Source organism: Pseudomonas saudimassiliensis, from assembly GCF_000939975.1.
Classification (GTDB): Bacteria; Pseudomonadota; Gammaproteobacteria; order Pseudomonadales; family Pseudomonadaceae; genus Halopseudomonas; species Halopseudomonas saudimassiliensis.
Genome location: NZ_LK391969.1, coordinates 2,300,207 through 2,322,340, shown reverse-complemented (window position 1 = coordinate 2,322,340; position 22,134 = coordinate 2,300,207). Strand labels below are relative to the sequence as shown.

The following is a 22,134-nucleotide window of genomic DNA, read 5'->3' as shown; positions in this document are numbered from 1 at the left end:
GCAGGGCAGCTGCAGAGGCGCCCAGCCCGCCTACCGGGTACTTGTTTGTGATTGCCGGTTTCGGTGCCTGCCAGGGCTCTGTTAGAATGCGTTTTTCGTTATTGGATGCCTCACAGTGACATTGACCGGCGTAGACTGGGTGATACTCGCCGTAGTTGCCGTTTCCACCTTGATCAGCTTGACCCGCGGCTTCGTCAAGGAAGCGCTGTCCCTGCTCAGCTGGATTATTGCTGGCCTGGTGGCCTGGATGTTCGGTGGGGCATTGGCCGATCTGCTGGTCGACTACATCGCTACGCCATCCATCAGGGTGATCACGGCCTGCGCTATCCTGTTCGTGCTGACCCTGGTGCTCGGCGGTCTGATCAACTATCTGATTGGCCAACTGGTGCTGGTGACCGGTCTGACCGGCACTGACCGTTTTCTGGGCATGGTATTCGGCGCGGCCCGGGGCGCGCTGCTGGTGGTGATTGCCGTCGGCCTGCTCAGCCTGGCGCCGGTCCAGGCTGATACCTGGTGGCGTGAATCGACCCTTATTCCGCATTTCCTGCTGGTGGCAGACTGGTCAAAGAATCTGATTCTCGGCTTCGTCGGCCGTTGAAACCGGGCGTGCACGATCGCCGGTTCTTCTTCAAATTCAACGAAAAGGTGTTTAGGCATGTGTGGCATTGTTGGCATTGTGGGCAAGTCGAACGTCAACCAGGCGCTCTATGACGCCCTGACCGTCCTCCAACATCGCGGCCAGGATGCCGCCGGCATTGTGACCTGTGATAGCGGCCGGCTGTTCCTGCGCAAGGATAACGGCCTGGTACGTGATGTATTTCATCAGCGCCACATGCAACGTCTGATCGGCACCATGGGTCTGGGGCATGTACGTTATCCCACCGCGGGTTCCTCCACCTCGGCCGAGGCGCAGCCGTTCTATGTGAACTCCCCCTACGGCATTACCCTGGCGCATAACGGCAACCTGACCAACGTCGAGCAGCTGTCCAAGGAGCTCTACGAGTCGGACCTGCGTCACGTCAACACCAATTCCGACTCCGAAGTGCTGCTGAACGTGTTCGCCCATGAGCTGGCCCGCGAGCGCAAGCTGAACCCCACCGAGGAAGACATCTTCAACGCCGTGCGCACGGTCCATGACCGCTGCCGGGGTGGTTACGCGGCCGTGGCGATGATTACCGGCCACGGTATTGTCGGCTTTCGCGACCCCCATGGCATCCGTCCGATTGTCTATGGCAAACGGGAAACCGAGCAGGGTGTCGAATACATGGTCGCCTCGGAAAGTGTCGCGCTGGACGTGCTCGGCTTCGAGACCATCCGCGACCTGGCGCCCGGCGAAGCGGTCTTCATCACCGTGAACGGCGAGATCTTCACCCGCCAGTGCGCGACCAACGCCACCTACGCACCCTGCATCTTCGAGCATGTCTACCTGGCGCGTCCGGACTCCATCATCGACGGCGTGCTGGTCTACAAGGCGCGCCTGCGCATGGGCGAGAAGCTGGCCGAGAAGATCCTGCGCGAGCATCCGGACCATGGTATCGATGTGGTCATCCCGATCCCCGATACCAGCCGGACCTCGGCGGTGGAGCTGGCCAATCACCTGGGCGTCAAGTTCCGCGAGGGCTTTGTCAAGAACCGCTATATCGGCCGTACCTTCATCATGCCCGGCCAGGCCGCGCGGAAGAAGTCGGTGCGCCAGAAGCTCAATGCGATGGAACTGGAGTTCCGCGGCAAGAACGTACTGCTGGTGGATGACTCCATCGTCCGCGGCACGACCTGCAAGCAGATCATCCAGATGGCCCGCGAAGCGGGGGCGAAGAAGGTCTATTTCTGCTCGGCGGCCCCGGCGGTGCGCTATCCCAACGTCTACGGCATCGACATGCCGTCGGCCCATGAACTGATCGCCCACAACCGCACCACCGAGGAAGTGGCCGAGCTGATCGGCGCGGACTGGCTGGTCTATCAGGACCTGGACGATCTGGTGGACGCGGTGCGTGAAGGCAATCCGGCGATCAGCGATTTCGATTGTTCGGTCTTCAATGGCGAGTACGTGACCGGCGACATCAACGAAGCCTATCTCGGCCGGATCGAGCAGTCGCGCAATGATGCGGCCAAGGCGATTACCGACGTCGAAAACGCGCAGATCGGTCTGCACAACAACTGATCATGGCGGAGACCAAAATGACATCCGATTGGCAACCCGGGCGGCTGGACAGCGATCTGCAGGACGCCGGTTTCGACACCCTGGCGGTGCGGGCCGGCCAGCAGCGCAGCCCCGAAGCAGAACATGGCGAAGCGCTGTTCCTGACGTCCAGCTATGTATTTCGCAGCGCCGGTGATGCCGCCGCGTGCTTTGCCGGCGAACGGGCAGGTAACGTCTACTCCCGTTACATGAACCCGACGGTGCGCACCTTCGAACAGCGGATTGCGGCCTTGGAAAATGCCGAGCAGGCGGTGGCCGCGGCCTCGGGTATGGCCGCGATCCTGGCGACCGTGATGAGCCTGTGCAGCGCCGGGGATCATATCCTGGTGTCGCGCAGTGTATTCGGCGCGACGGTCAGCCTGTTCGACAAGTATTTCCAGCGGTTCGGCGTGCAGGTCGACTATGTCACCCTGGCGGATCTGGACGGCTGGCGCGCTGCCTGCAAGCCCAATACTCGCCTGTTCTTCGTCGAGTCGCCGTCCAACCCGCTGGCCGAGCTGGTGGACATCCGCGGGCTGGCTGCGGTGGCGCGGGAGCAGGGCGCGCTGCTGGCAGTGGATAACTGCTTCTGTACCCCGGCGCTGCAAAAGCCTCTGGATCTGGGTGCCGACATCGTCATCCATTCCGCCACCAAGTACATCGACGGCCAGGGCCGCTGCCTCGGCGGCGTGGTAGCCGGGCGCAAGGAGCACATGCAGGAGATCGTGGGCTTTCTGCGCACCGCCGGTCCGACCCTGAGCCCGTTCAACGCATGGGTTTTCCTCAAGGGACTGGAAACCCTGCGCCTGCGGATGCAGGCCCATTGCGCGGCTGCACTGGAGCTGGCCCTGTGGCTGGAGCAGCAGCCCCAGGTCGAGCGGGTCTACTACGCCGGATTGCCGAGCCATCCGCAGCATGAACTGGCCAGGACGCAGCAATCGGCCTTCGGCGCGGTGGTCAGCTTCGAGATACGTGGCGGACGGGAAGCCGCCTGGCGCTTCATCGACGCGACCCGGTTGATTTCGATTACCGCCAACCTGGGTGATGCCAAGAGCACCATCACCCATCCCGCCAGCACCACCCACGGTCGTCTGAGCGCGGAGACCCGCGAGGCTGCCGGCATTCGTGAGGGACTGATTCGACTGGCGGTTGGCCTGGAAGAAGTGGCGGACTTGCGCGCCGACCTGCAGCGCGGACTGGAAGCGGCCAGCCAGGCCTGATCCTTCTAGGGCCGCCTCGTCCGCAGGTGCGACCAGGCGGCCGCTACGGCCGCTCGGCGCCGCTCAAGCTGGTGCGGTTACGGCCTTTCGACTTGGAATGATACAGCGCCTGGTCAGCTTCTTCGATCAGGCCGTTGTAGCCGGCGGTCTCGTCATGGGTGCAGGCGACGCCAAGGCTGACGGTACAACTCAACGTCCGCCCCTCGTGGGTGATCTGCAATTGTTCGATGCCGGCGCGCAGCCGTTCGGCAAACCTGGCGGCGCCTGCCAGCGTGGTATCGGGTAACACTACCCCGAACTCCTCCCCCCCGTAACGTCCGGCCAGATCGGTATCCCGGACCAATTGCCGTGTCACTTCCGCGACTTGCCGGATCACCTCATCCCCTGCCCGGTGGCCGTGGGTGTCATTGAACTGCTTGAAATGGTCGATATCGAAGAGAATCAGGCTGACCGGCGTGCCGTACCGGCTGTGGCGCGCGAACTCATGTTCCAGGCAGGATTCCCAGTGGCGGCGATTGAGCAGGCCGGTGAGTCCGTCATGGATGGCCAGCGATTGCAGCTGGGCGTTGGCTGCTTCAAGTTGCAGTTTGTTGACCGCCACATTGGTGACGTCATAGATGATCAGGCAGACCTGGTCGGATGTGCCGTTGACCGTGCGCAGGGGCAGGATGGTGACGTTCTGGTACATGATGTCCGCCAGCCCGGTGATCGGATGGTAACTCTTGAACCGCATCAGGTAGGGTCGCTGCTCCCAGATGGTGAATGCCCGGGTGCCAAGCATGATCGCCGTCTCCACCTTGTGGGTGAACCAGGGCTGATCGATCTCGGGGAAGAGCGAAAACAGTGACTCCCGCGCTACCTGGCTGGCGGTCTTGCCCGAGTGATTCTCCATGAAGCTGTTCCAGGCCTGGATGCAATAGTCGCGGTCCAGCACCACCACACCGACATCGATACTCTGGATAATGTCGAGCATCCAGTGCAGTTCGCTGATATCAAGGCTGGCGGTCATGGGCGATGGTCCTGCAGATCATGCAGCATTTCGACCCGCTGCTGCAGACGGGCGACCGAGTCCTCGGTAAACAGCAGCATCAGATCGAAATGAATGTCGTGGTCTTCCAGCGCGTAACTGATCTCCACCGCCAGGGTCTGCTGCCAGCGGGGCCGGTTGAGGCGGATCAGTTCGTCAATGGTGCAGTGCTGTCCGAGCAGCAAAGGATGCCCCAGGGACAGCTGGATGCCCAGCTGTTCGGACAGGCCGCTGAGGCAGGCGCCGGTGATGATCGCCGCGAGATCCAGCAGCAACTCCGGATGCGAGCTGGAGTCCAGTTCGCTGTCCAGCAGGCCGGCCACATCGGCGATCGCCGAGTCATGGAAGATGAGCAGGGCCTCGCCCGCGATACCGCCGCCAATGTAGCCCTGGCAGATGGCGGAGACCCGGTGATTGCCCTGGGCATCGGCCAACGTCATTTGCAGTTCGGCAGCTTCCAGCAGGTTGACGTTGGGCACGGGGAGGCGGATGAAGACCTTGAGTACCCGGCCGAGCAGTTCGGCGGCGCGCCCCATGGCGATATTCGATAGCTCACGGAAGGCATCACGGAAGCTCACCGAGGGCAACAGGTGCTGGGGCTCCTGGGCGCCAGGGCGGGCGGCGGCGGGCTCCATGCCCAGCGCGAGCAGGGCGCCGGCCAGCTCCGCCGCGTCCACCGGTTTGCGCAGAAAGGCGCGGGCGCCCAGCTCCTTGGCGCGGCGGATCGCCTCTTGCTGCACATCGCCGGAGATAACGATGACCTCCGCCGGCAGTCCCTCGTCTCGTATCTGAGCCAATACGTCGAAACCGTTCATTTCCGGCATGGTCAGATCGAGCAGCACGATCCGCCCCTGGCCCTGGCGAATCAGCTCCAGTCCGCGTCGACCATCTTCCGCCTGGCTTATGCGCAGAGGCCAATTTGCGGGCAGGCTGCGAATCAACTGTTTGCGGGCCATGCTCGAATCGTCACATACCAACAGAGGTATGGCATCATCCACTGAGGCTGTCCTTTTCCGAAAGAGGTTGATTGGCGGCATAATGCCATTATCCAGGGCGCCGTGCCATCCCTTTGGTCGGAGGCTCAGGAGCGGAAACGGACCAGATTGAGACACTTCTCACAGATCCGGCTGCCGGGGCTTTTGTTGCTGCGGTATTGCGCGTACTTTTCACCCTGCCGCAGGGAAGCGTGTCCGTTGTTTGATGTCCGGCTTTTCTCCCTTGCAATGCGGTATCAATCATTCAAAGGAGATGCAAAATGAAGACTATTCTCGCCGCTGTAATCCTCAGCCTGTCCGCCTGGTTCGCGGTGCCGGCATTGGCCGAAGTGCCGGCCACCCCCCTGGTTACCGTCAATATCAATAGCGCCAGCGCAGCAGAAATTGCCGAAACCCTGAAGGGCATCGGTATGGCCAAGGCCGAAGCGATCGTTGCCTATCGCCAGGAAAACGGTGAATTCGAGTCGGTCGACCAATTGGCTGTGGTCAAGGGTATCGGTCCGGCTACCGTCGAAAACAACCGTGAGCGGATCGCGCTGCAATAAGTGCCCGGGCCGCTACCGGTGGCATGCCGGTGGCGGCCCGGATATCAGGTCTTCAACCTGCCAACCGCAGCTGTCAACTGATGGGCGAGGGCGGCCAGTTGCTCGCTGGTAGCGGCGCTTTGCATCGTCTGGCTTACCGTTTGCTCGGTCACGTCCCGGATCTGCACTATGCTCTGGGTGATGGATTCGGCCACTTCGCTCTGCTGTTCCACGGCGAAGGCGATCTCGCTATTGCCATTGCTGATCTGACTTACCGCGGCGGTAATCTCGGCGAGCGATGAGCCGGCCTGTTCCACCTGTTCCACCGACGCATGGGTCAGGCGGGCGCTGTCCTGCATATCCGCCACCGCGTCATGGGTCCCCCCCTGCAGCGCCTCGATCATGCGCTGGATCTCGTCGGTGGAGTTCTGGACGCGCTGGGCCAAGGCCCGCACCTCATCAGCGACCACGGCAAAGCCCCGCCCGGAATCGCCCGCCCGCGCTGCCTCGATTGCCGCATTGAGCGCCAGCAGATTGGTCTGCTCGGCAATGTCGCGGATCACTCGCACCACGCCGCTGATCTCCCGGCTATGGCCTTCCAGCGTCTGCATATGCTGGGTGCAGCGCTCGATACTGGTGGCCAGGCCGGTGATGGTCTGGCTGACGCGCAGCACCTGGTCGCGGCCTTCCCGGGCCAGGGCATCGGCCTGCGCCGACTGATCCCGGGTGACGGCACTATTGCCGGCAATGTCCTGGACGGTGGCGCTCATTTCGTTGACGGCGGCCGCGACCATGTCGGTTTCGCCCTGCTGGGTGACCATGCCATTCTTCACTCCGCCCATCAGCCGCGCCATTTCATCGGTACCCTGCTCCAGCTGGCTGGCCGCCTGGCGCACGGTGCCCACTACCTCCTGCTGGGCGCTCTGCATGGCATTGAAAGTCTGCGCCATGGCACCGACTTCATCCCGCGACGCCACCGGCGCCCGCAGGGTGAGGTCACCGGTTTCCTGCACCGTCAGCATCACATCGCGCAGGGCCAACAGATGACGGGTGATGAAGGAAATCAGCAACTGGGAAACGGCCAGCACCCCCAGCATCAGTACCAGCACCACCAGGGCGTAGAGCGGCGCGCGGTCCAGCAGCAGCGCGACGTAATCCTGCCGTTCGACGCCCAATAGGCGAGCGTCACCGTCGTGCTCGACCAACCAGGCACCCTGCATGGCACCGGCGGTCGGCGACAAGGCCAATTGATCGGCTGTCATCCAGGTGGGGCCACTGCGGGCGGGCGCGGCGGTGGTGGCGGCGGGTAGCCAGTGCAGGCCGGCCGGCAAGGGGGCTGTCGGAGCAAGAACGAGCAGCTCCCGGGCCAGCTCCCTGCGCACTTCATGAATGCGGTCCTGCTCTACCCCGAGCGCCACCAGCACCAGCAGCATGGTGCTGACAAAGGTGACGCTATTGACAGCCCAGAACTTGTATTTGAGCTGCAGGTGCTGAAAAAACGCCATGTTGACTCCCGAGAACTGATGATGGCCGCTGCCGCGCGGCGATCGCTGGCACGCATTGTAGGTCTACATGGCTATGTATCGGTTGATGCGGGTCAATCTTGACCCCGGTCACAAAAATACCGGGAAAAAGCCCGGGCCAGGCGTCTATCCGGCCCATTTAACGGCCCGCTCGGGGAAGTCGGTCGGTTATACTGTCGCATTAGTCAAGGAACCATATTTATGATGTCAACCGAGGCCAGTCCTCTCATGATCGACCAGAATGCCGAGCTGGCCGATTGGTGCAAGCAGTGGTTGCAGTTGCCCTATGTGGCGGTAGATACCGAATTTGTTCGTACCGAAACCTACTTTCCCATTCCCGGACTGATCCAGATCGGCGATGGCGAACGCGCCTTCATGATCGATCCGCTGGCTATCACTGACTGGTCCCCGCTGGTTGAGCTGCTGGAGAGCCCATCGGTAGTCAAGGTCCTGCACGCGTGCAGTGAGGACCTGGAAGTGTTCCAGCATCTGTGCGGCGCCTTGCCTGCGCCCCTGTTCGATACCCAGCTGGCTGCGGCTTTTCTGGGCATGGATTTTTCGATGGGCTACTCGCGACTGGTGAGCGATCTGCTGGGCATCGAACTGGCCAAGGAAGAGACCCGCTCCGACTGGTTGCAGCGCCCGCTGAGCGCGCGCCAGTTGCAATATGCCGCCGATGACACCATTCACCTGGCCGCCATCTATCGCATCCTGGCACCGCGGATCGAGGCCGCCGGCCTGACCGACTGGTTGCTGGAAGATACCGCCGAGATGGTCGCCAATGCCCGTACCCTGGTCGAGCCTGCCCAGGCTTACCGGCGGATCAAGCAGGCGTGGCGGCTGAAGCCGGCCGAGCTGGCGGTTCTGCAGGTGCTGTGTGAATGGCGCGAACGCCAGGCGCGGCAGCGCGACCAGGCCCGCAATCGGCTGCTGCGGGAGTCGACCCTGTGCCCGCTGGTCCAGCGTCAACCCGACTCCTTGCAACAGTTGGCGCGGTTTGAGGATATGCACCCGCGTACCGTACGCCAGGATGGCCAGACCATCATCGAGCTGATCCAGCAGGCCCGGGCGATCCCGCCGGCACAATGGCCGGAGCCGGTACCCGAACCGCTACCGGCTGACGCCAACCGGCTGCTGAAGACCCTACGCAAGGTCGGCCAGCGCCACGCGGAACGGCTGGGCATGGCCAGTGAGATCGTACTGCGCAAGAAGGTGCTCGAAGCCCTGGTACGCACCGGGTATCCCTGTGGGCCCTATAGCCTGCCGGCAGAACTGACCGGCTGGCGGCGGGAGCTCATGGGCGAGGAGTTATTGGCGTTGGCGAATCAATTTTCAAGCAGAGGGCAACCCGCATGAAAACACTCTGTTCCATCTATCGCAGCCCCCGCAAACAGGGCATGTACCTGTACGTACCGCGGGAAAAGGGCGTCAGCCAAGTGCCCGAGCAGCTGTTGAAGCTGTTCGGCAAGCCCGAGCACGCCATGGATCTGGTGCTCAGCGAAGAACGCAAGCTAGCGCGTGAGGACATCCTGCAGGTCCTGGATAACCTGAAAAACCAGGGCTATCACCTGCAGATGCCGCCCAAGCAGGAAGACTGGATCGTCCACCTGCCCGATGAGCTGCTTACCCGTAACGACCCGGTCTGATCACCAGGCCTTTTCCATGTTCTTGACCGAGATCTGCTCGTTGAGCGTCCAGTAGTCGTAGAGCACGCCCAGCAGGAAGAGGCCGCCGGTGAAGAAGTAGATGATGGCGGTGATCCACTTGCCCATGTACAGGCGATGGGCGCCGAACACGCCGAGGAAGGTCAGCAGGACCCAGGTCAGGTTGAAGTTGATTCGACCGCTGCGAAACCTGTGGTCCGCCTGGCGGTCCATGGAGGGGATCAGGAACAGGTCGATGATCCAGCCGATGAAGAACAGGCCGAGGGTGAAGAAGTAGAGCGTGCCGGTCCAGGGCTTGCCGTAATAGAAACGGTGGGCGCCCATGAAACCGAAGATCCACAGCAGGTAACCGACCGCCTTGCTGTGTGTGTCTGCATATGCCATTGAAATTTTTCCCTTTCCGCGTTGTGCGATACTGCCCATAGACCATAAATCATTTCGGGAGTGCCTGCATGCCAGGAATAAAACAACCGCAGTGGCTGGAGCAGGTCCGGGAACAGGCCATGAGCCTGGGCAACCCGCATCTACGGGTAGGGGTCACCGGTCTCAGCCGGGCGGGCAAGACGACTTTCATCACCAGCCTCATCAACCAGCTGGAAAATCATCAGCGCGGGTTGCTGGCGCGGCGCTCGCCCTTCGATCGACTGGAGGCGGTGCGTTGGCAGCGCGATGGCGTGGAACAGCCGTTCGCCTATCTGCAGGCGCTGGAGACCCTGGCCGGCGACCCACCGAGTTGGCCGCAGTCCACCCGGGACCTGTCGCGCGTCGTCATCGATCTGCGCTTTCGCCAGACCGGGCTTTTGCAGCGCGTCCAGCCCAGTCGCTCCCTGCGCATCGAAATCCTCGACTATCCCGGTGAATGGTTACTCGATCTGCCCCTGTTGGGAATGGAATATGGCCAGTGGTGCGAGCAGATGCGCGAATGGCTGGACACCGAACCCCGGCGCGGTATCGCCGGGCCGCTACGGGACGCCTTGGCCACTATCGACCCCCTGGCACCCCAGGATCAGGAGCGGCTGGCAGAACTGGCCGCCGCCTGGACCGATTTTCTCCAGCGCAGCCGCAGCGAAGCGGGCCTGTCGCGCAACCAGCCGGGACGCTTTCTGCTGCCCGGCAGTGGTATCGCCGCGGACATGCTGCTGTTCGTCCCGCTGCTCACCGCCAATCGCCATACCCGCGGGCCGGCCGATAGCTGGTGGGGCGCCTGTGAAGCACGTTTTCGCTACTACCGCGATTATGTAGTGAAGGGTTTTTATGATGAACACTTCAGTCGCCTGGATCGGCAGATCCTGCTGGTGGACATGCTCGGCCCGATGGACGCCGGCCAGGCAGCCCTGACGGACCTGAAGGGCGCGCTGGAAGCGGTGCTGCAGAGCTTCCGTTATGGCCGCAACAGTCTGCTCAGTCGCCTGTTCCGGCCGCGTATCGGCCGTTTGGCGGTCTGTGCCACCAAGGTCGATCAGGTCACACCCAGCCAGCAGCGGGCCGTGCAACAGTGCCTGGAAGACTTGCTGACCGACAGTCTGGCGGATGTGCGCCACGGCGGTGTACGGGTGCGCGGCTTCCCGCTGGCGGCGATCCGCGCCACGCGCCAGGAAGGCGATGCCCTGGTGGCGGGCCTGACCGGGCAGGCCGGGTGGGTCCGTTACCAGCCGGGTGGCATCCCGGAGCACCTGCCGCTAGACCTGCGGGTCAGTGGGCCGGAGCTGCTCGACCTGCGGCCGCCGGCGGGCCTGCACCGCAACGAACCCTTTCCGCATTACCGCATGGATGAACTCATCGGCTGGATGGTGGAGGGTCACGCATTATGAACGAGCCACCCAAGACCCGCATCCTCGAGACCCTGGAACAGCCGGCTACCGCTGAAGAGCTTGGTCGCACCCGCATTCTCGGCGATGCCACGCCGACCCTGCGGGAAGAGACCCTGGCGGCGGAACTGCCCGAGCCGGGACTATTGAACGCGCCACCGCGTAGCCGCTGGCCCGCCCGGCTGGGTAAGCTGGTGGGGGCCATTGTGATTGGCGGCGTCGCCCTCGAATGGGGTCAATGGACCCTCGCCGCCTGGCATTGGCAACCATTGGCCGGCACGTTGGTCGGGCTGCTCGGCCTGGGCCTGGCCGGCACGGGTCTCAAGGCGCTGGTCGACGTGCACCGCCAGCGCGCGCGCTTAACGGACCTTGAGCAGCTGCGCCTGGAGATGCAGGCGGCGCTGGCGGACCCGCGCGAGCGCCTGGCCGTCGATTGGCTCGAGCGACTGCAAGCGCTGTATCGGGACACGCCACTGCACTCGCGCCTGACCCTGGCCTGCGCTGATCTGGATAGCTCCCACAGCGCCGACGAGGTCAGCCGCCGGCTGAGTCTGTTGTTCTACCAGCCGCTGGACGAACAGGCCCGGCGCATGTTGCGCCGGGAGGCGGTCGGCACCGGCCTGCTGGTTGCGACCAGCCCCTGGGTAACGGTCGACCTGCTGCTGGTGGTCTGGCGCAATGTCCGGATGATGCAACGCATCGCCATCTGTTACGGCCTGCCCATTACCCAGTTGAGCAGCTGGCGCCTGGCGCGCCATGTGCTGCGTAATATCGCCCTGGCCGGGGGCAGCGAGATGGCCATCGGCGCGCTTAGCGACAGCCTGCTGTCCGGGCTGCTGGAAAAGCTCGCGGCGCGGGTAGGGCAGGGCATCGGGGTGGGCCTGTACAGCGCACGGCTGGGGCACTTCACCCTGGATCTATGCCGGGCGGTGCCCTTGCCCAATCGCAGCGGGCTGGTCGAAGACAATCGTGGCATCATCCAGGGCATCAGGGAGCGGCTGGGGAAGGTAACGGATGACCGAGTTTAAATCGCGCCGACGCTGGCTGGCGGAGCGCTGGATGGAGCGCCAGCGGGACCTGCTGGGTGGTCGCTGGTCGCACCTGCGTGAGCAACTGCTCCCGGCCAGTTGGCCGGCCCGCTGCGTGCGGGCGCAGGGCCTGCCCGAAGGGCAGTTGGGCGATTGGCAGCCCCAGCCCGGGTCCAGCAGCGCGGAACTGGCCCTGCTGCTGCGCGCCGTGCCGACAGCGCAACGCCCGCTGCTGGCCAGCCTGCTGGATGCCCCGAGCACCGGGCTGCTGGCGCTGGTGGAGGCCGTCGAGCGGCTGCAGCTGGATTGGCGCCAGCGGTTCGATCCGCTGCACAGCCATCGGGAATATGCCGCCCAGTTGGAAACCCTGGTCCGCTTGCTGGAGCTGGCACCGGCGGCGCGTTCCGCCTACCTGGAAAACGAGCGCAAGGTTTTCCCTGCCATCGATAGCCTGCTGTTCGAGTCATTGCCCCTGCGCCTGCGCACCGACATGGCCAACCAGCACGTTATGGGCAGCGGCGCCTGCCTGCACTGGTGGCGGGATCGGCTGCTGGCCCGGGCCGGCGTACCAGGGTACGACCTGGCGGGGCTGGGGGCGGACGATTGGCCCGATATACCGCCCGCCTGGTTCGCCCTCGGCTGGATCTGCGGCTTGCGCCAACCCGGCCCCTGAGCGAGACGTTCAGGGGCGCGTAGCGACCAGCGTGGCGCGCAACGGGGCGGGTAGCCCTTCGCAGGTCAGGTCAGGATTCGCCGGATCGAGGAAGTCGGGCAGCGACTGGAAGCGCATCCACTCGGTGCTGCGCTGTTCCGCCACGCTGGTGCGGTTCAGGTCCACGCAGCGCACATCGCGGTAGCCGCTGCGGCGCAGGAAGCGTTCCAGCATCGGTACCGAAGGCAGGAACCAGACGTTGCGCATCTGGGCATAACGATCCTCGGGGATCAGGCACTGTTGCTCGTTCCCCTCGATCACCAGCGTTTCCAGCACCAATTCGCCGCCCGGGCGCAGGCAGGCCTTGAGTTGGAGCAGATGATCCAGCGGTGAGCGGCGGTGGTAGAGCACGCCCATGGAAAAAACCGTGTCGAACCCCCCGGTCGGTTCCGGCAGTTCTTCCAGGGTAAAGGGCAACTGCCAGACGGGAGCCGCGGGCAGGTAGCGGCGGATGGCTTCAAACTGGGTCAGGAACAGCAGGTTCGGATCCACGCCAATGACCATGTCGGCCCCGGCCTGCCACATGCGCCACATGTGATAGCCATTGCCACATCCCACATCCAGCACCCGCTTGCCCGCCAAGTCGATGTGTGGGGCAACCCGATCCCATTTCCAGTCCGAACGCCATTCGGTGTCAATATGCACGCCAAACAATTCAAAGGGCCCCTTGCGCCAGGGGTGCAGACCTTGGAGGGTCTCGCGCAGCTGCTGCTGTTGCGCCGTGCTCAGCTCATCGGCGGCGCCAATACGCACGCCGTGCTGCCATTCGAGCAGGCGCGGCTGGAGGTCCGGCAACTGGCTCAGGCAGGCCTGCCAGCGGGCCAGGTCGCCATGGCGGTGAGCTTCGGCGACACGGCGTTCGAGGGCCGCCGGCAGATCGGCCAGCCAGTTCTGCAGCGGGGTATTGCTCAGGTCGCGGTACAGCGGGGAATAATCGATCACACGTGGGCCATTATCGAACCGAAATTGAGACACTGGAACCAGAGGCAGGCATGGCCGAATCCGGCTGCCTGCAACCGCTCGAAATGCGCCTGCTGGGTATCGAGCAACATCACGTTCTCGATGGCGCTGCGCTTCTGGGCGATTTCCAGGTCGCTGTAGCCGTTGGCCCGCTTGAATGCGTAATGCACCTGCTCCAGGTGCTGCTGGGTAAGGGGCTCGGCGAAGCGGAATTTTTCCGACAGGATCAGCACGCCGCCGGGCAGCAACGCCTGGCGAATGCGCGTAAGCAAGGCCAACCGGTGTTCGGGGGCAATGAACTGCAGGGTGAAGTTCAATACCACCACCGAGCAGGGTTCCAGCTCCAGCGTCAGGATATCGCCATGGACTACCGTCGCGGGGACCAGCTCTTCCATCATGGAATCCTGGGCGGCGAGGTATTCGCGACAGCGCACCGTCATGGCTTCGGCATTGTCCACGGCAATGATCCGGCAGTCCCGGTCGCGCAGATGGCGGCGCATGGACTGGGTCGCAGCGCCAAGGGAGCAGCCCAGGTCATAGATCAGCGTTCCCGGCTGGGCGTATTGCGCAGCGATGACGCCGATATTCTCGACTATGGTGGGATAACCTGGAATCGACCGTTTGATCATGTCGGGGAAGACCCGTGCCACGTTATGATCGAATACGAAATCACTCACCTGCGGCAAGGGAGCAGCGAACAGCTTGTCTACATCGCTCATTGAAGGGTCCGGCTGGCATCGGCAAAACGCAAGTTTACCTCAACTCGGCCAGTCATACCGAGAGGCGCATCAGCGTACCGCGGGTGTGTCGTCAAACAAACGACAATATTGTGAAGTAGTTGGCCAGATAAGTAATTTATTTGACGAAAGACCGGTCAGCCGATTCGCACTTGTCAGCTCTGATGGCATAATGCCTCGCCCGGAGCCAGCCGGTTCAACGCTGGCGACCGTAACCAAGCAAAGCAAGGAAGGGTGATATGGACGTCCATCGTCATGTGATTGTCGGAGTGGCCTCGCTGGCTGCCCTCTACGCCGGCGCCAGCCACGCCCTGGGGCTGGGGGAAATGCGCCTGGAGTCCGCCCTGCACCAACCCCTCAGTGCGATCATCGAAGTGCATGGTGCCGAGGGTCTGGCGCCCACCGATATCGTGGTGACCCTGGCGGATGCCGCAACCTTTGCGCGGGTAGGTGTCGAGCGACCGTATTTCCTCAGCGACCTGCGTTTTACCCCGGTGGTGGTGAATTCGCAGCTGGCCGTGCGGGTTGAATCGAGCCGGCCGGTCAACGAGCCCTATCTCAATTTCCTGGTGCAACTGCATCGCCCCAGCGGTCTGCTGCTGCGCGAATACACGGTGCTGCTGGACCCACCCATGTACCGTCCGGCGCCCGTGCTGGCCGGCTCGGCGCGCACGCCCCAGAGCTGCCCGACCTGGCCCCCCAGCCCGGCGCCAACCGGTATCGGACTACCGCGGGCGACAGCCTGTGGACCGTCGCCCAGGCAACCCGGCTGAACGAGTCGATATCGGTCGCCCGGCAGATGCGTGCTATCCGTGCTCTCAATCCTGAGGCTTTCGTCAATGGCGATATGGATAAATTGCGTGCTGACCGGGAGCTGATTCTACCTACGGCGGGGCAGATGGGAGTCGATGCAGCCCCCGCGCGGGTTGCCGAGGCCGCACCCCCGCCGACGCGTGCGGCGCGGGAGGTAAACCCGTCAACCGGCGGGCTCGCCGCTGACGGCGCCGACGATTTAACCCGGGCGCAGCTGCGGATCGAGGAGCCGGCGCTGGAATCGGCGGTGGCTGACAACGCCGAGGTGCACAGCCGGCTTGCCGCCCTGGAATCACGCTTCAGCACCATGCTGGCGGAACTTGAGGCGCGCGACCAGCTGATTGCCAGCCTGGAGGCGGAACTGGAAATTTTGCGCGGCGCGCAACAGGCCGCGCTGGCCGAGCCGATGGCGGCGCCAGACGCAGCTCCGGCCGCTGACGAAACGGCGGCGACCGAGCCGCCGGTAGCCGGGGCGATTGACTGGCAATCGCCAGCGGCGGAAGGGGTAGCCCTGGAGGAGCCGGTCGCCGCGACGCCGTCCTTGTTCGAGCGTGGCTGGATGGTCCTGCTCGCCCTGCTGGCGGCGATCGCGGCGTTGATCCTCTACCGCCGTCGCCAGGAGCCCCGGTCCGAGCAACCCGATAGCCCGCGTCCGCTTCCGGTTGCGCCGACCCAGCCGGGCACCCGCGCTGCCGACCCGCTGGAGGGCGTGGAGCTGTATCTGACCTATGGCCGGTTTGCCGAGGCACGCATTCTGTTGGACAAGGCCATCAAGGCCGAACCGCAGCGCCTCGACCTGCGCTTCGAACAGTTGGGGGTGCTGGCGGCGCTGGGCGATGCGCCGGCCTTTGCCGAGCAGGCGCAGGCTGTGCTCCAGCTTGGGGGCGATCCGGCACGGGTCGCGCAGTTGAAGGCGCGCCTGCCCCAGGCCGACCGCGAGCTGGCGAGCAACACGGTGGAGCCGGTGCGGGCGCCGACGACGGATTTCGGTACAGCCGATACAACCGACCTGGACATGGATTTTGATCTGAACGCCGATTGGCAGCTCATTGATGGGCTGGGCGCCAAGATGGCGCGGGCGGAGATGACTGATCGGGACTTCCAGAGCAACCTGACCGACTTCCCCGAGGTCGGTGAGCTCGATGAGGATTTCTCGGAGCACTTCCAGCAGGCGGGGCGCAAGCCCGGTAACGAGCGCTGACAATGGGGCTGGCAGTCGCCAGCCCCGCTTGCTTCAGGCGAACAACACCTTTGCCACGTCGGTGTAGCGTGCGGCGAAGTGGATGGTCATGCCCTGTTTCAGATAGGCGGGCAGCTCGTCATAATCGCCCCGGTTGGCCTCCGGCAGGATCAGCTCGAAAAGCGCTTGCCGGCGCGCGGCAATGACCTTCTCGCGGATGCCACCGACCGGTAACACCTGCCCGGTCAGGGTGATTTCGCCGGTCATCGCCACCCCCGTTTTCGGCGCCTGGTTACGCGCCAGGGACAGCAGGGCGCTGGCCATGGTTACCCCGGCGCTGGGGCCGTCCTTGGGCGTTGCGCCTTCAGGCACGTGCATGTGGACGAAGGCTTCATCGAAGAACGCCCGGTCGGCCTGGTAGGTAGCCAGGTTGGCGCATATGTAGCTGTAGGCGATTTCCGCCGACTCCTTCATCACTTCGCCCAGTTTGCCGGTGAGCTTGAAGCCCCGGTTGAGCGAGTGCACCCGGTTGGTCTCGATCGGCAGGGTGGCCCCGCCCATGGAGGTCCAGGCCAAACCGGTCACCACCCCGACGCCCTTGAGGGTCTTTTCCGTGCGAAACGCGGGCGTGCCGAGCAATTCTGGCAGGTTCTCCGGCTTGATACTCAACTTCTGCTCGGGATCCTCCAGCAGCGTCATTACCGATTTGCGTACCAGTTTTGCCAGTTGTTTTTCCAGGTTGCGCACGCCGGCTTCCCGGGCATAGCCCTCGATCACCTGACGCAGGGCGCGGTCGGTGATACGCAGCTGACTCTTGCGCAGCCCCGCCCGCTCCAGTTGCCGCGGCCACAGGTGATGCTTGGCAATCGCCAGCTTCTCCTCGGCGATGTAGCCCGACAGGCGGATCACATCCATCCGGTCCAGCAGCGGGCCGGGAATGCTGTCCAGGGTATTGGCGGTACAGACGAACAGCACTTTTGACAGGTCCAGGCGCAGATCCAGGTAGTGATCGAGGAACTGGCTGTTCTGCTCCGGGTCCAGCGTCTCCAGCAGGGCCGAGGCCGGGTCGCCCTGGTGGCTGCTGCCGAGCTTGTCGATCTCGTCCAGCATGATCACCGGGTTCATCACCTTGACCTCTTTCAGCGCCTGCACGAACTTGCCGGGCATGGCCCCGATGTAGGTGCGCCGGTGGCCCTTGATCTCGGCCTCGTCGCGCATGCCGCCCACGCTGAAGCGATAGAAAGGCCGGCCCAGACTCTCGGCGATCGAGCGGCCGATGCTGGTCTTGCCGACGCCAGGCGGACCGACCAGCAACATGATGGAGCCACCCACCGAACCCTTGAAGGTGCCCAGCGCGAGAAATTCGAGGATGCGCTGCTTGACGTCTTCCAGGCCGTCATGGTCGCGGTCGAGGATGCGCCGGGCGCGCTTGATGTCGAGGCTGTCCGTATGGGTCTGGCCCCAGGGCATGGCTGTTGCCCAGTCCAGGTAGTTGCGCGTGACGGCATACTCCGGTGAGCCGGTTTCCAGTACCGACAACTTGTTGAGTTCCTCCTCGATCTTCGCCTGGGCTGCTTCGGGCAGCTCCTTGCCAGCCAGCCGCTCGCGAAACTGTTCGATATCGGCGGTGCGATCGTCCTTGGACAGGCCCAACTCCTTCTGGATGACCTTGAGCTGTTCCTTGAGGAAGAATTTACGTTGCTGGTCGCTGATGGTGCGGTTGACCTCGGCGCTGATCTCACCTTGCAGCCGGGCAACGTCGATCTCCTGCTTGAGCAGCACCAGTACCTTCTGCATGCGGCGCAGCACCGGGATGGTATCGAGCACATCCTGCAGCTCGCTGCCCTTGGCGGAGGTCAGTGCGGCGGCAAAATCCGACAGCGGCGACGGCTGGTTCGGGTTGAAGCGGTGCAGGTAGTTCTTCAGCTCCTCGCTGTACAGCGGGTTCAGCGGCAACAACTCCTTGATCGAGTTGATCAGGGCCATGGCATAGGCGCGCACTTCATCGCGCTCGTCGCTGGGCGATTCGGGGTATTCCACTTCCACCAGATAGGGCGGTTTGCGGCTCAACCACTGGGTGATGCGCACCCGGGTCAGACCCTGGGCAATGAACTGGATCTTGCCGTCTTCCTTGACTGCCTGGTGAATTTTTACCGCGCAGCCGGTCCGGGGCAGTAGTTCGGGATCGAGCGCGCCATCGGCAGGCAGGGGCTGATCGACCCAGAACAGGGACAGGGCATGGTGAGGGGTGTTGGCTACCCGCTCGATGGTTTCCGACCAGGGGGATTCATTAACCACCACCGGCATCACCTGGGCAGGGAAGAAGGGTCGGTTGTTGATAGGCAGTAGATACAGCTTCTGCGGCAGGCGCTGGTCAGGCAACACCAATCCGGTTCCGGGCTGGTTGTCGCTGTTCTGCTCGATGTAGTCCCGCACGTCGTCCTGATCAGTCATGAGGCACCCTTGTATGAATGTCGTTATACAGAGGTGGTGCCGATCCCGGGGATTTCAATGGCCAGCCCTGCGGGAGCGGCGGACGCACCGGCATCCGCCTGATTTGGCGACTATGCTGAACGGGGATTACCGGCCGGAGCTCGATTCCATGTTCAGGGCAGACAGTGTGCTTGATGGTGACTTCCTTGGCAGCAAGGCCGACGACTACCTTGCCATCGTCAGCGACCACTATGCGGTGGACGAGGCGGCTTGCCTGCAGCAACTCATGGTGCTGGCCGAACCCGAGGATAGGCTCGCCGTGCGCGAGTGGGCGCGGCAACTGGTCGAGGCGGTACGCGGCGCCGACAACGCCGTTGATAGCCTGGATGCGCTGCTGCAGCAGTACAGCCTGGAAGCCCGCGAAGGTGTGATGTTGATGTGCCTTGCCGAGGCGCTGCTGCGGGTGCCTGATGCGGCCACCGCAGACGCGCTGATCCGTGACAAGCTCAATGCCGCCCAATGGGACCGGCACCTGGGCCAGAGCGAGCATGCCCTGGTCAAGGCCGCGGCCTGGGGGCTGGCGTTGACTGGTCGGGTGATGACTTTGGAAACGTCGGCGGCGGACACCCCGGGCACCGTTTTACGCCATCTCATCCGGCGCAGTGGCGAGCCGGTCATCCGCGCGGCGCTGCTGCAGGCAATGAAGATCATGGGCCGGCAATTCGTGCTTGGCCGCAACATCGATGAGGCATTACGAAATGCCCGTCGCCAGCGGGACAAGGGCTACAGCTATTCCTTCGATATGCTGGGCGAGGCGGCGTTGACCCGCGCCGATGCGGCCCGATACCTGGCCGACTACCAGCAGGCCATCGCGGCGTTGGCGGCGGACAGCTATACGGGAAACGCGCCGCGACCCACCATCTCGATAAAGCTGTCGGCACTGCATCCGCGCTACGAGGCCGGGCACGAGCAGCAGGTGCTGGAGGAGCTGGGAGCCAGCCTGCTGACACTGCTACGGCAGGCCCGCGCCGGTGGTGTCGGGGTTACCCTGGACGCGGAGGAGGCCGACCGCCTGGAGCTGTCGCTGCAAGTCTTCGCCCAGGCCTATCGCCATCCGGAACTGACCGGCTGGCAGGACTTCGGTATGGTCGTGCAGGCCTATTCCAAACGGGCGCTGCCGGTGCTGTGCTGGTTGACCCTGCTGGCACGGGAGCAGGGCAGTTGCATACCGGTGCGGCTGGTCAAGGGCGCCTACTGGGACAGCGAGATCAAAGCGAGCCAGCAGGCCGGGCTGGAGGGCTACCCGGTATTTACCCGCAAGGAGGCCACGGATGTGTCTTACCTCGCCTGTGCCCGCTATCTGCTGGGCCCGCATACCCGCGGCCTGATCTACCCGCAGTTCGCCACCCATAATGCCCACACGGTGACCAGCATCCTGGCCATGGCGGCTGACCGTGAATTTGAATTCCAGCGCTTGCACGGCATGGGCGAAGCGCTATATGACACGCTAATGGGTATCCACCAGTGCCCGGTACGGATCTACGCACCGGTTGGTGCGCACCGGGACCTGTTGCCTTACCTGGTGCGGCGCCTGCTGGAAAACGGAGCTAACTCCTCCTTCGTCCACAAGCTGGTGGATGCCCGGGTGCCGGTGGATTCGTTGATTGAACACCCCCTGCAGCGGCTGAGCGGCTATGCCACCCTGGCCAATCCGAAGATTCCACTGCCGCGGGATATCTACCCGCGCCGCCGCAATGCGCGGGGCGTCAATCTGGCTATTCGCAGCCACTGGCAGCCGTTGGCGCAGGAACTGGCCCAATGGAGGTCCAGACAGTGGCGCGGCGGGCCAATCGTCAACGGGCGGCGGCTGGTCGGCATTGGCCGGGCGGTATGCTGCCCGTGGAATCTGCCGCACCAGATCGGGGAGGTGAACTGGGCAACCTGCCCGCAGGTGGGTGCGGCCATTAGTGACTTGGTATCGGCCTTCCCGGAATGGAATGCGCGCCCGGTAGCGGAGCGGGCGCAGATCGTGGAGCGCTTTGCCGACCTGCTGGAGGAGCACCTGGCCGAACTCATGGCACTGTGCAGCCTGGAAGCGGGCAAGAGCTTGCAGGACGGGTTGGACGAGGTGCGCGAGGCGGTGGACTTCTGTCGTTACTACGCCCACCGGGCGCGGCAGGATTTCGCCGTGGTGGACCTGCCCGGCCCAACCGGCGAAAGCAACGAGCTGTACCTGCAGGGGCGGGGCGTGATGGCATGCATCAGTCCGTGGAATTTCCCGGTGGCGATATTCATCGGCCAGGTGACCGCAGCGCTGCTCGCCGGCAACACCGTCGTCGCCAAGCCGGCGGAGCAGACCTGCCTGCTGGCTGTGCGCTGCGTTGAGCTGTTGCTGGGGGCGGGTCTGCCGCCCCAGGTGCTGGCGTTGTTGCCCGGTGACGGCGAACAGGTCGGTAGTGTGATCGTCGCCGATCCGCGTATCGCCGGGGTGGTCTTTACCGGATCCATGGCCACGGCGCAGCGTATCAACCGCGCGCTGGCCGAGCGCGCCGGGCCGATCGCCACCCTGGTTGCCGAGACCGGTGGGCAGAATGCGATGATTGTCGACTCGACCGCCTTGCCCGAGCAGGTGATCCGGGATGTGCTGCATTCCGCGTTTACCAGTGCCGGGCAGCGTTGCTCGGCCCTGCGCGTGCTGTTTCTGCAGGAAGAGATTGCCGACAAGGTGATCGAGCTACTCAGCGGCGCCATGGCCGAGCTACGGGTGGGCGATCCTTCACGGCGTGACGTGGACCTGGGGCCGGTAATCGATGCCGAAGCGCGGCAGGCGCTGCAGGAGCATATCGACCGGCTCACCGCGCAGGGACGCTTGATTGCCCAGGCGGGCGTACCAACTGACCTGCGGGGCCACTTCATCGCACCATCAGCGTTCCGGCTGGAGCGGCTGGATCAACTCGAACGCGAGCACTTCGGCCCGATTCTCCATGTAATTACCTGGCGTAGCGGCGAGCTGGATAATATCATCGCGCAACTCAACCGCTCCGGCTTCGGGCTGACCCTGGGTATTCATACCCGCAACGAGCAGACCGCGGCCTATATCGATCAGCGGGTGCGGATCGGCAACGTCTACATCAACCGCAACCAGATCGGCGCGGTCGTCGGGGTCCAGCCGTTCGGGGGGCAGGGCCTATCGGGCACCGGGCCCAAAGCGGGCGGGCCGCATTATCTGCTGCGCCTGGCCACCGAGCGTACCCGCACCATCAACACAACGGCAGTAGGGGGCAATGCCAGCCTGCTGTCATTAGGCAATGGCGAGCCATGAGGCACCGGA

19 protein-coding genes are annotated in these 22,134 nt (G+C 63.9%); 12 read left to right on the top strand and 7 right to left on the bottom strand.

Annotated elements, in window-relative coordinates:
* Positions 1 to 115: 115 nt before the first annotated feature.
* From VG99_RS10760 to VG99_RS10750, 3 genes are read left to right on the top strand one after another with little or no spacing between them, the layout of a single operon-like run.
* Positions 116 to 598, top strand: coding sequence for a CvpA family protein (locus VG99_RS10760; RefSeq protein WP_044499874.1), 483 nt, complete (start codon positions 116 to 118; stop codon positions 596 to 598).
* 57 nt (positions 599 to 655) lie between these two features.
* A complete protein-coding gene (purF, locus tag VG99_RS10755; protein WP_044499873.1) occupies positions 656 to 2,161 on the top strand; it encodes an amidophosphoribosyltransferase in 1,506 nt (501 codons plus the stop codon).
* A 17-nt stretch (positions 2,162 to 2,178) separates the two neighbouring features.
* Complete coding sequence (locus tag VG99_RS10750) at positions 2,179 to 3,399, top strand: O-succinylhomoserine sulfhydrylase (RefSeq protein ID WP_044499872.1); 1,221 nt, start codon at positions 2,179 to 2,181, stop codon at positions 3,397 to 3,399.
* Between the two features lie 43 nt (positions 3,400 to 3,442).
* Here the strand turns inward: VG99_RS10750 and VG99_RS10745 are convergent, their stop codons facing one another.
* Together VG99_RS10745 and VG99_RS10740 are read right to left on the bottom strand one after the other, a co-directional pair.
* A complete protein-coding gene (locus tag VG99_RS10745; protein ID WP_044499868.1) occupies positions 3,443 to 4,408 on the bottom strand; it encodes a GGDEF domain-containing protein in 966 nt (321 codons plus the stop codon).
* A complete protein-coding gene (locus VG99_RS10740; RefSeq protein ID WP_044499866.1) occupies positions 4,405 to 5,463 on the bottom strand; it encodes a response regulator in 1,059 nt (352 codons plus the stop codon). Before VG99_RS10740 ends, VG99_RS10745 begins: the two co-directional genes overlap by 4 nt.
* A gap of 218 nt (positions 5,464 to 5,681) precedes the next feature.
* Between VG99_RS10740 and VG99_RS10735 the strand changes: the two genes are divergently transcribed.
* Positions 5,682 to 5,966 (top strand): ComEA family DNA-binding protein, encoded by a 285-nt coding sequence (locus tag VG99_RS10735; protein WP_052508782.1) that lies wholly within the window; start codon positions 5,682 to 5,684, stop codon positions 5,964 to 5,966.
* Positions 5,967 to 6,010: 44 nt separating this feature from the next.
* Here VG99_RS10735 and VG99_RS10730 read toward each other — a convergent pair whose 3' ends face one another.
* The gene (locus VG99_RS10730) at positions 6,011 to 7,450 is read right to left on the bottom strand and encodes a methyl-accepting chemotaxis protein (RefSeq protein WP_044499862.1); all 1,440 of its coding nucleotides are present in this window, start codon (positions 7,448 to 7,450) and stop codon (positions 6,011 to 6,013) included.
* A gap of 222 nt (positions 7,451 to 7,672) precedes the next feature.
* Between VG99_RS10730 and rnd the strand changes: the two genes are divergently transcribed.
* The gene (rnd, locus tag VG99_RS10725; protein ID WP_044501602.1) at positions 7,673 to 8,824 is read left to right on the top strand and encodes a ribonuclease D; all 1,152 of its coding nucleotides are present in this window, start codon (positions 7,673 to 7,675) and stop codon (positions 8,822 to 8,824) included.
* Positions 8,821 to 9,114, top strand: a complete 294-nt coding sequence (locus VG99_RS10720) for a YcgL domain-containing protein (protein ID WP_044499861.1) — start codon at positions 8,821 to 8,823, stop codon at positions 9,112 to 9,114. The genes rnd and VG99_RS10720 overlap by 4 nt, the downstream gene beginning before the upstream one ends.
* Here VG99_RS10720 and VG99_RS10715 read toward each other — a convergent pair whose 3' ends face one another.
* Positions 9,115 to 9,516, bottom strand: coding sequence for an NINE protein (locus VG99_RS10715; RefSeq protein WP_044499859.1), 402 nt, complete (start codon positions 9,514 to 9,516; stop codon positions 9,115 to 9,117).
* A 68-nt stretch (positions 9,517 to 9,584) separates the two neighbouring features.
* Between VG99_RS10715 and VG99_RS10710 the strand changes: the two genes are divergently transcribed.
* Genes VG99_RS10710 through VG99_RS10700 form a run of 3 tightly spaced genes read left to right on the top strand, consistent with a single transcriptional unit; the run spans position 9,585 to position 12,641 of the window.
* On the top strand, positions 9,585 to 10,943 hold the full coding sequence (locus VG99_RS10710) for a YcjX family protein (RefSeq protein WP_082050030.1): 1,359 nt from the start codon (positions 9,585 to 9,587) through the stop codon (positions 10,941 to 10,943).
* Positions 10,940 to 11,968 (top strand): TIGR01620 family protein, encoded by a 1,029-nt coding sequence (locus tag VG99_RS15525; RefSeq protein WP_052508780.1) that lies wholly within the window; start codon positions 10,940 to 10,942, stop codon positions 11,966 to 11,968. The genes VG99_RS10710 and VG99_RS15525 overlap by 4 nt, the downstream gene beginning before the upstream one ends.
* Positions 11,955 to 12,641 (top strand): hypothetical protein, encoded by a 687-nt coding sequence (locus VG99_RS10700; protein ID WP_044499857.1) that lies wholly within the window; start codon positions 11,955 to 11,957, stop codon positions 12,639 to 12,641. Before VG99_RS15525 ends, VG99_RS10700 begins: the two co-directional genes overlap by 14 nt.
* Positions 12,642 to 12,650: 9 nt before the next feature.
* Here the strand turns inward: VG99_RS10700 and cmoB are convergent, their stop codons facing one another.
* Entirely contained in the window at positions 12,651 to 13,622 is a 972-nt protein-coding gene (cmoB, locus tag VG99_RS10695; RefSeq protein ID WP_044499853.1) for a tRNA 5-methoxyuridine(34)/uridine 5-oxyacetic acid(34) synthase CmoB, read from the bottom strand.
* The gene (cmoA, locus tag VG99_RS10690; RefSeq protein WP_044499851.1) at positions 13,619 to 14,359 is read right to left on the bottom strand and encodes a carboxy-S-adenosyl-L-methionine synthase CmoA; all 741 of its coding nucleotides are present in this window, start codon (positions 14,357 to 14,359) and stop codon (positions 13,619 to 13,621) included. Before cmoA ends, cmoB begins: the two co-directional genes overlap by 4 nt.
* A 257-nt stretch (positions 14,360 to 14,616) precedes the next feature.
* Between cmoA and VG99_RS10685 the strand changes: the two genes are divergently transcribed.
* Both VG99_RS10685 and VG99_RS10680 read left to right on the top strand, forming a co-directional pair.
* On the top strand, positions 14,617 to 15,150 hold the full coding sequence (locus VG99_RS10685; RefSeq protein WP_044499850.1) for a type IV pilus assembly protein FimV: 534 nt from the start codon (positions 14,617 to 14,619) through the stop codon (positions 15,148 to 15,150).
* A 74-nt stretch (positions 15,151 to 15,224) separates the two neighbouring features.
* Positions 15,225 to 16,391 carry a type IV pilus assembly protein FimV gene (locus tag VG99_RS10680; protein WP_158023915.1) on the top strand — a complete coding sequence of 389 codons (1,167 nt, stop codon included), beginning with the start codon at positions 15,225 to 15,227 and terminating at the stop codon, positions 16,389 to 16,391.
* Between the two features lie 33 nt (positions 16,392 to 16,424).
* On the opposite strand, the gene lon is transcribed toward VG99_RS10680, so the two are convergent.
* The gene (gene lon, locus VG99_RS10675; RefSeq protein ID WP_044499847.1) at positions 16,425 to 18,824 is read right to left on the bottom strand and encodes an endopeptidase La; all 2,400 of its coding nucleotides are present in this window, start codon (positions 18,822 to 18,824) and stop codon (positions 16,425 to 16,427) included.
* A 148-nt stretch (positions 18,825 to 18,972) separates the two neighbouring features.
* Here lon and putA point away from each other — a divergent pair, with 148 nt between their 5' ends.
* Positions 18,973 to 22,125 carry a bifunctional proline dehydrogenase/L-glutamate gamma-semialdehyde dehydrogenase PutA gene (gene putA, locus VG99_RS10670; RefSeq protein ID WP_044501599.1) on the top strand — a complete coding sequence of 1,051 codons (3,153 nt, stop codon included), beginning with the start codon at positions 18,973 to 18,975 and terminating at the stop codon, positions 22,123 to 22,125.
* Positions 22,126 to 22,134: the final 9 nt, after the last annotated feature.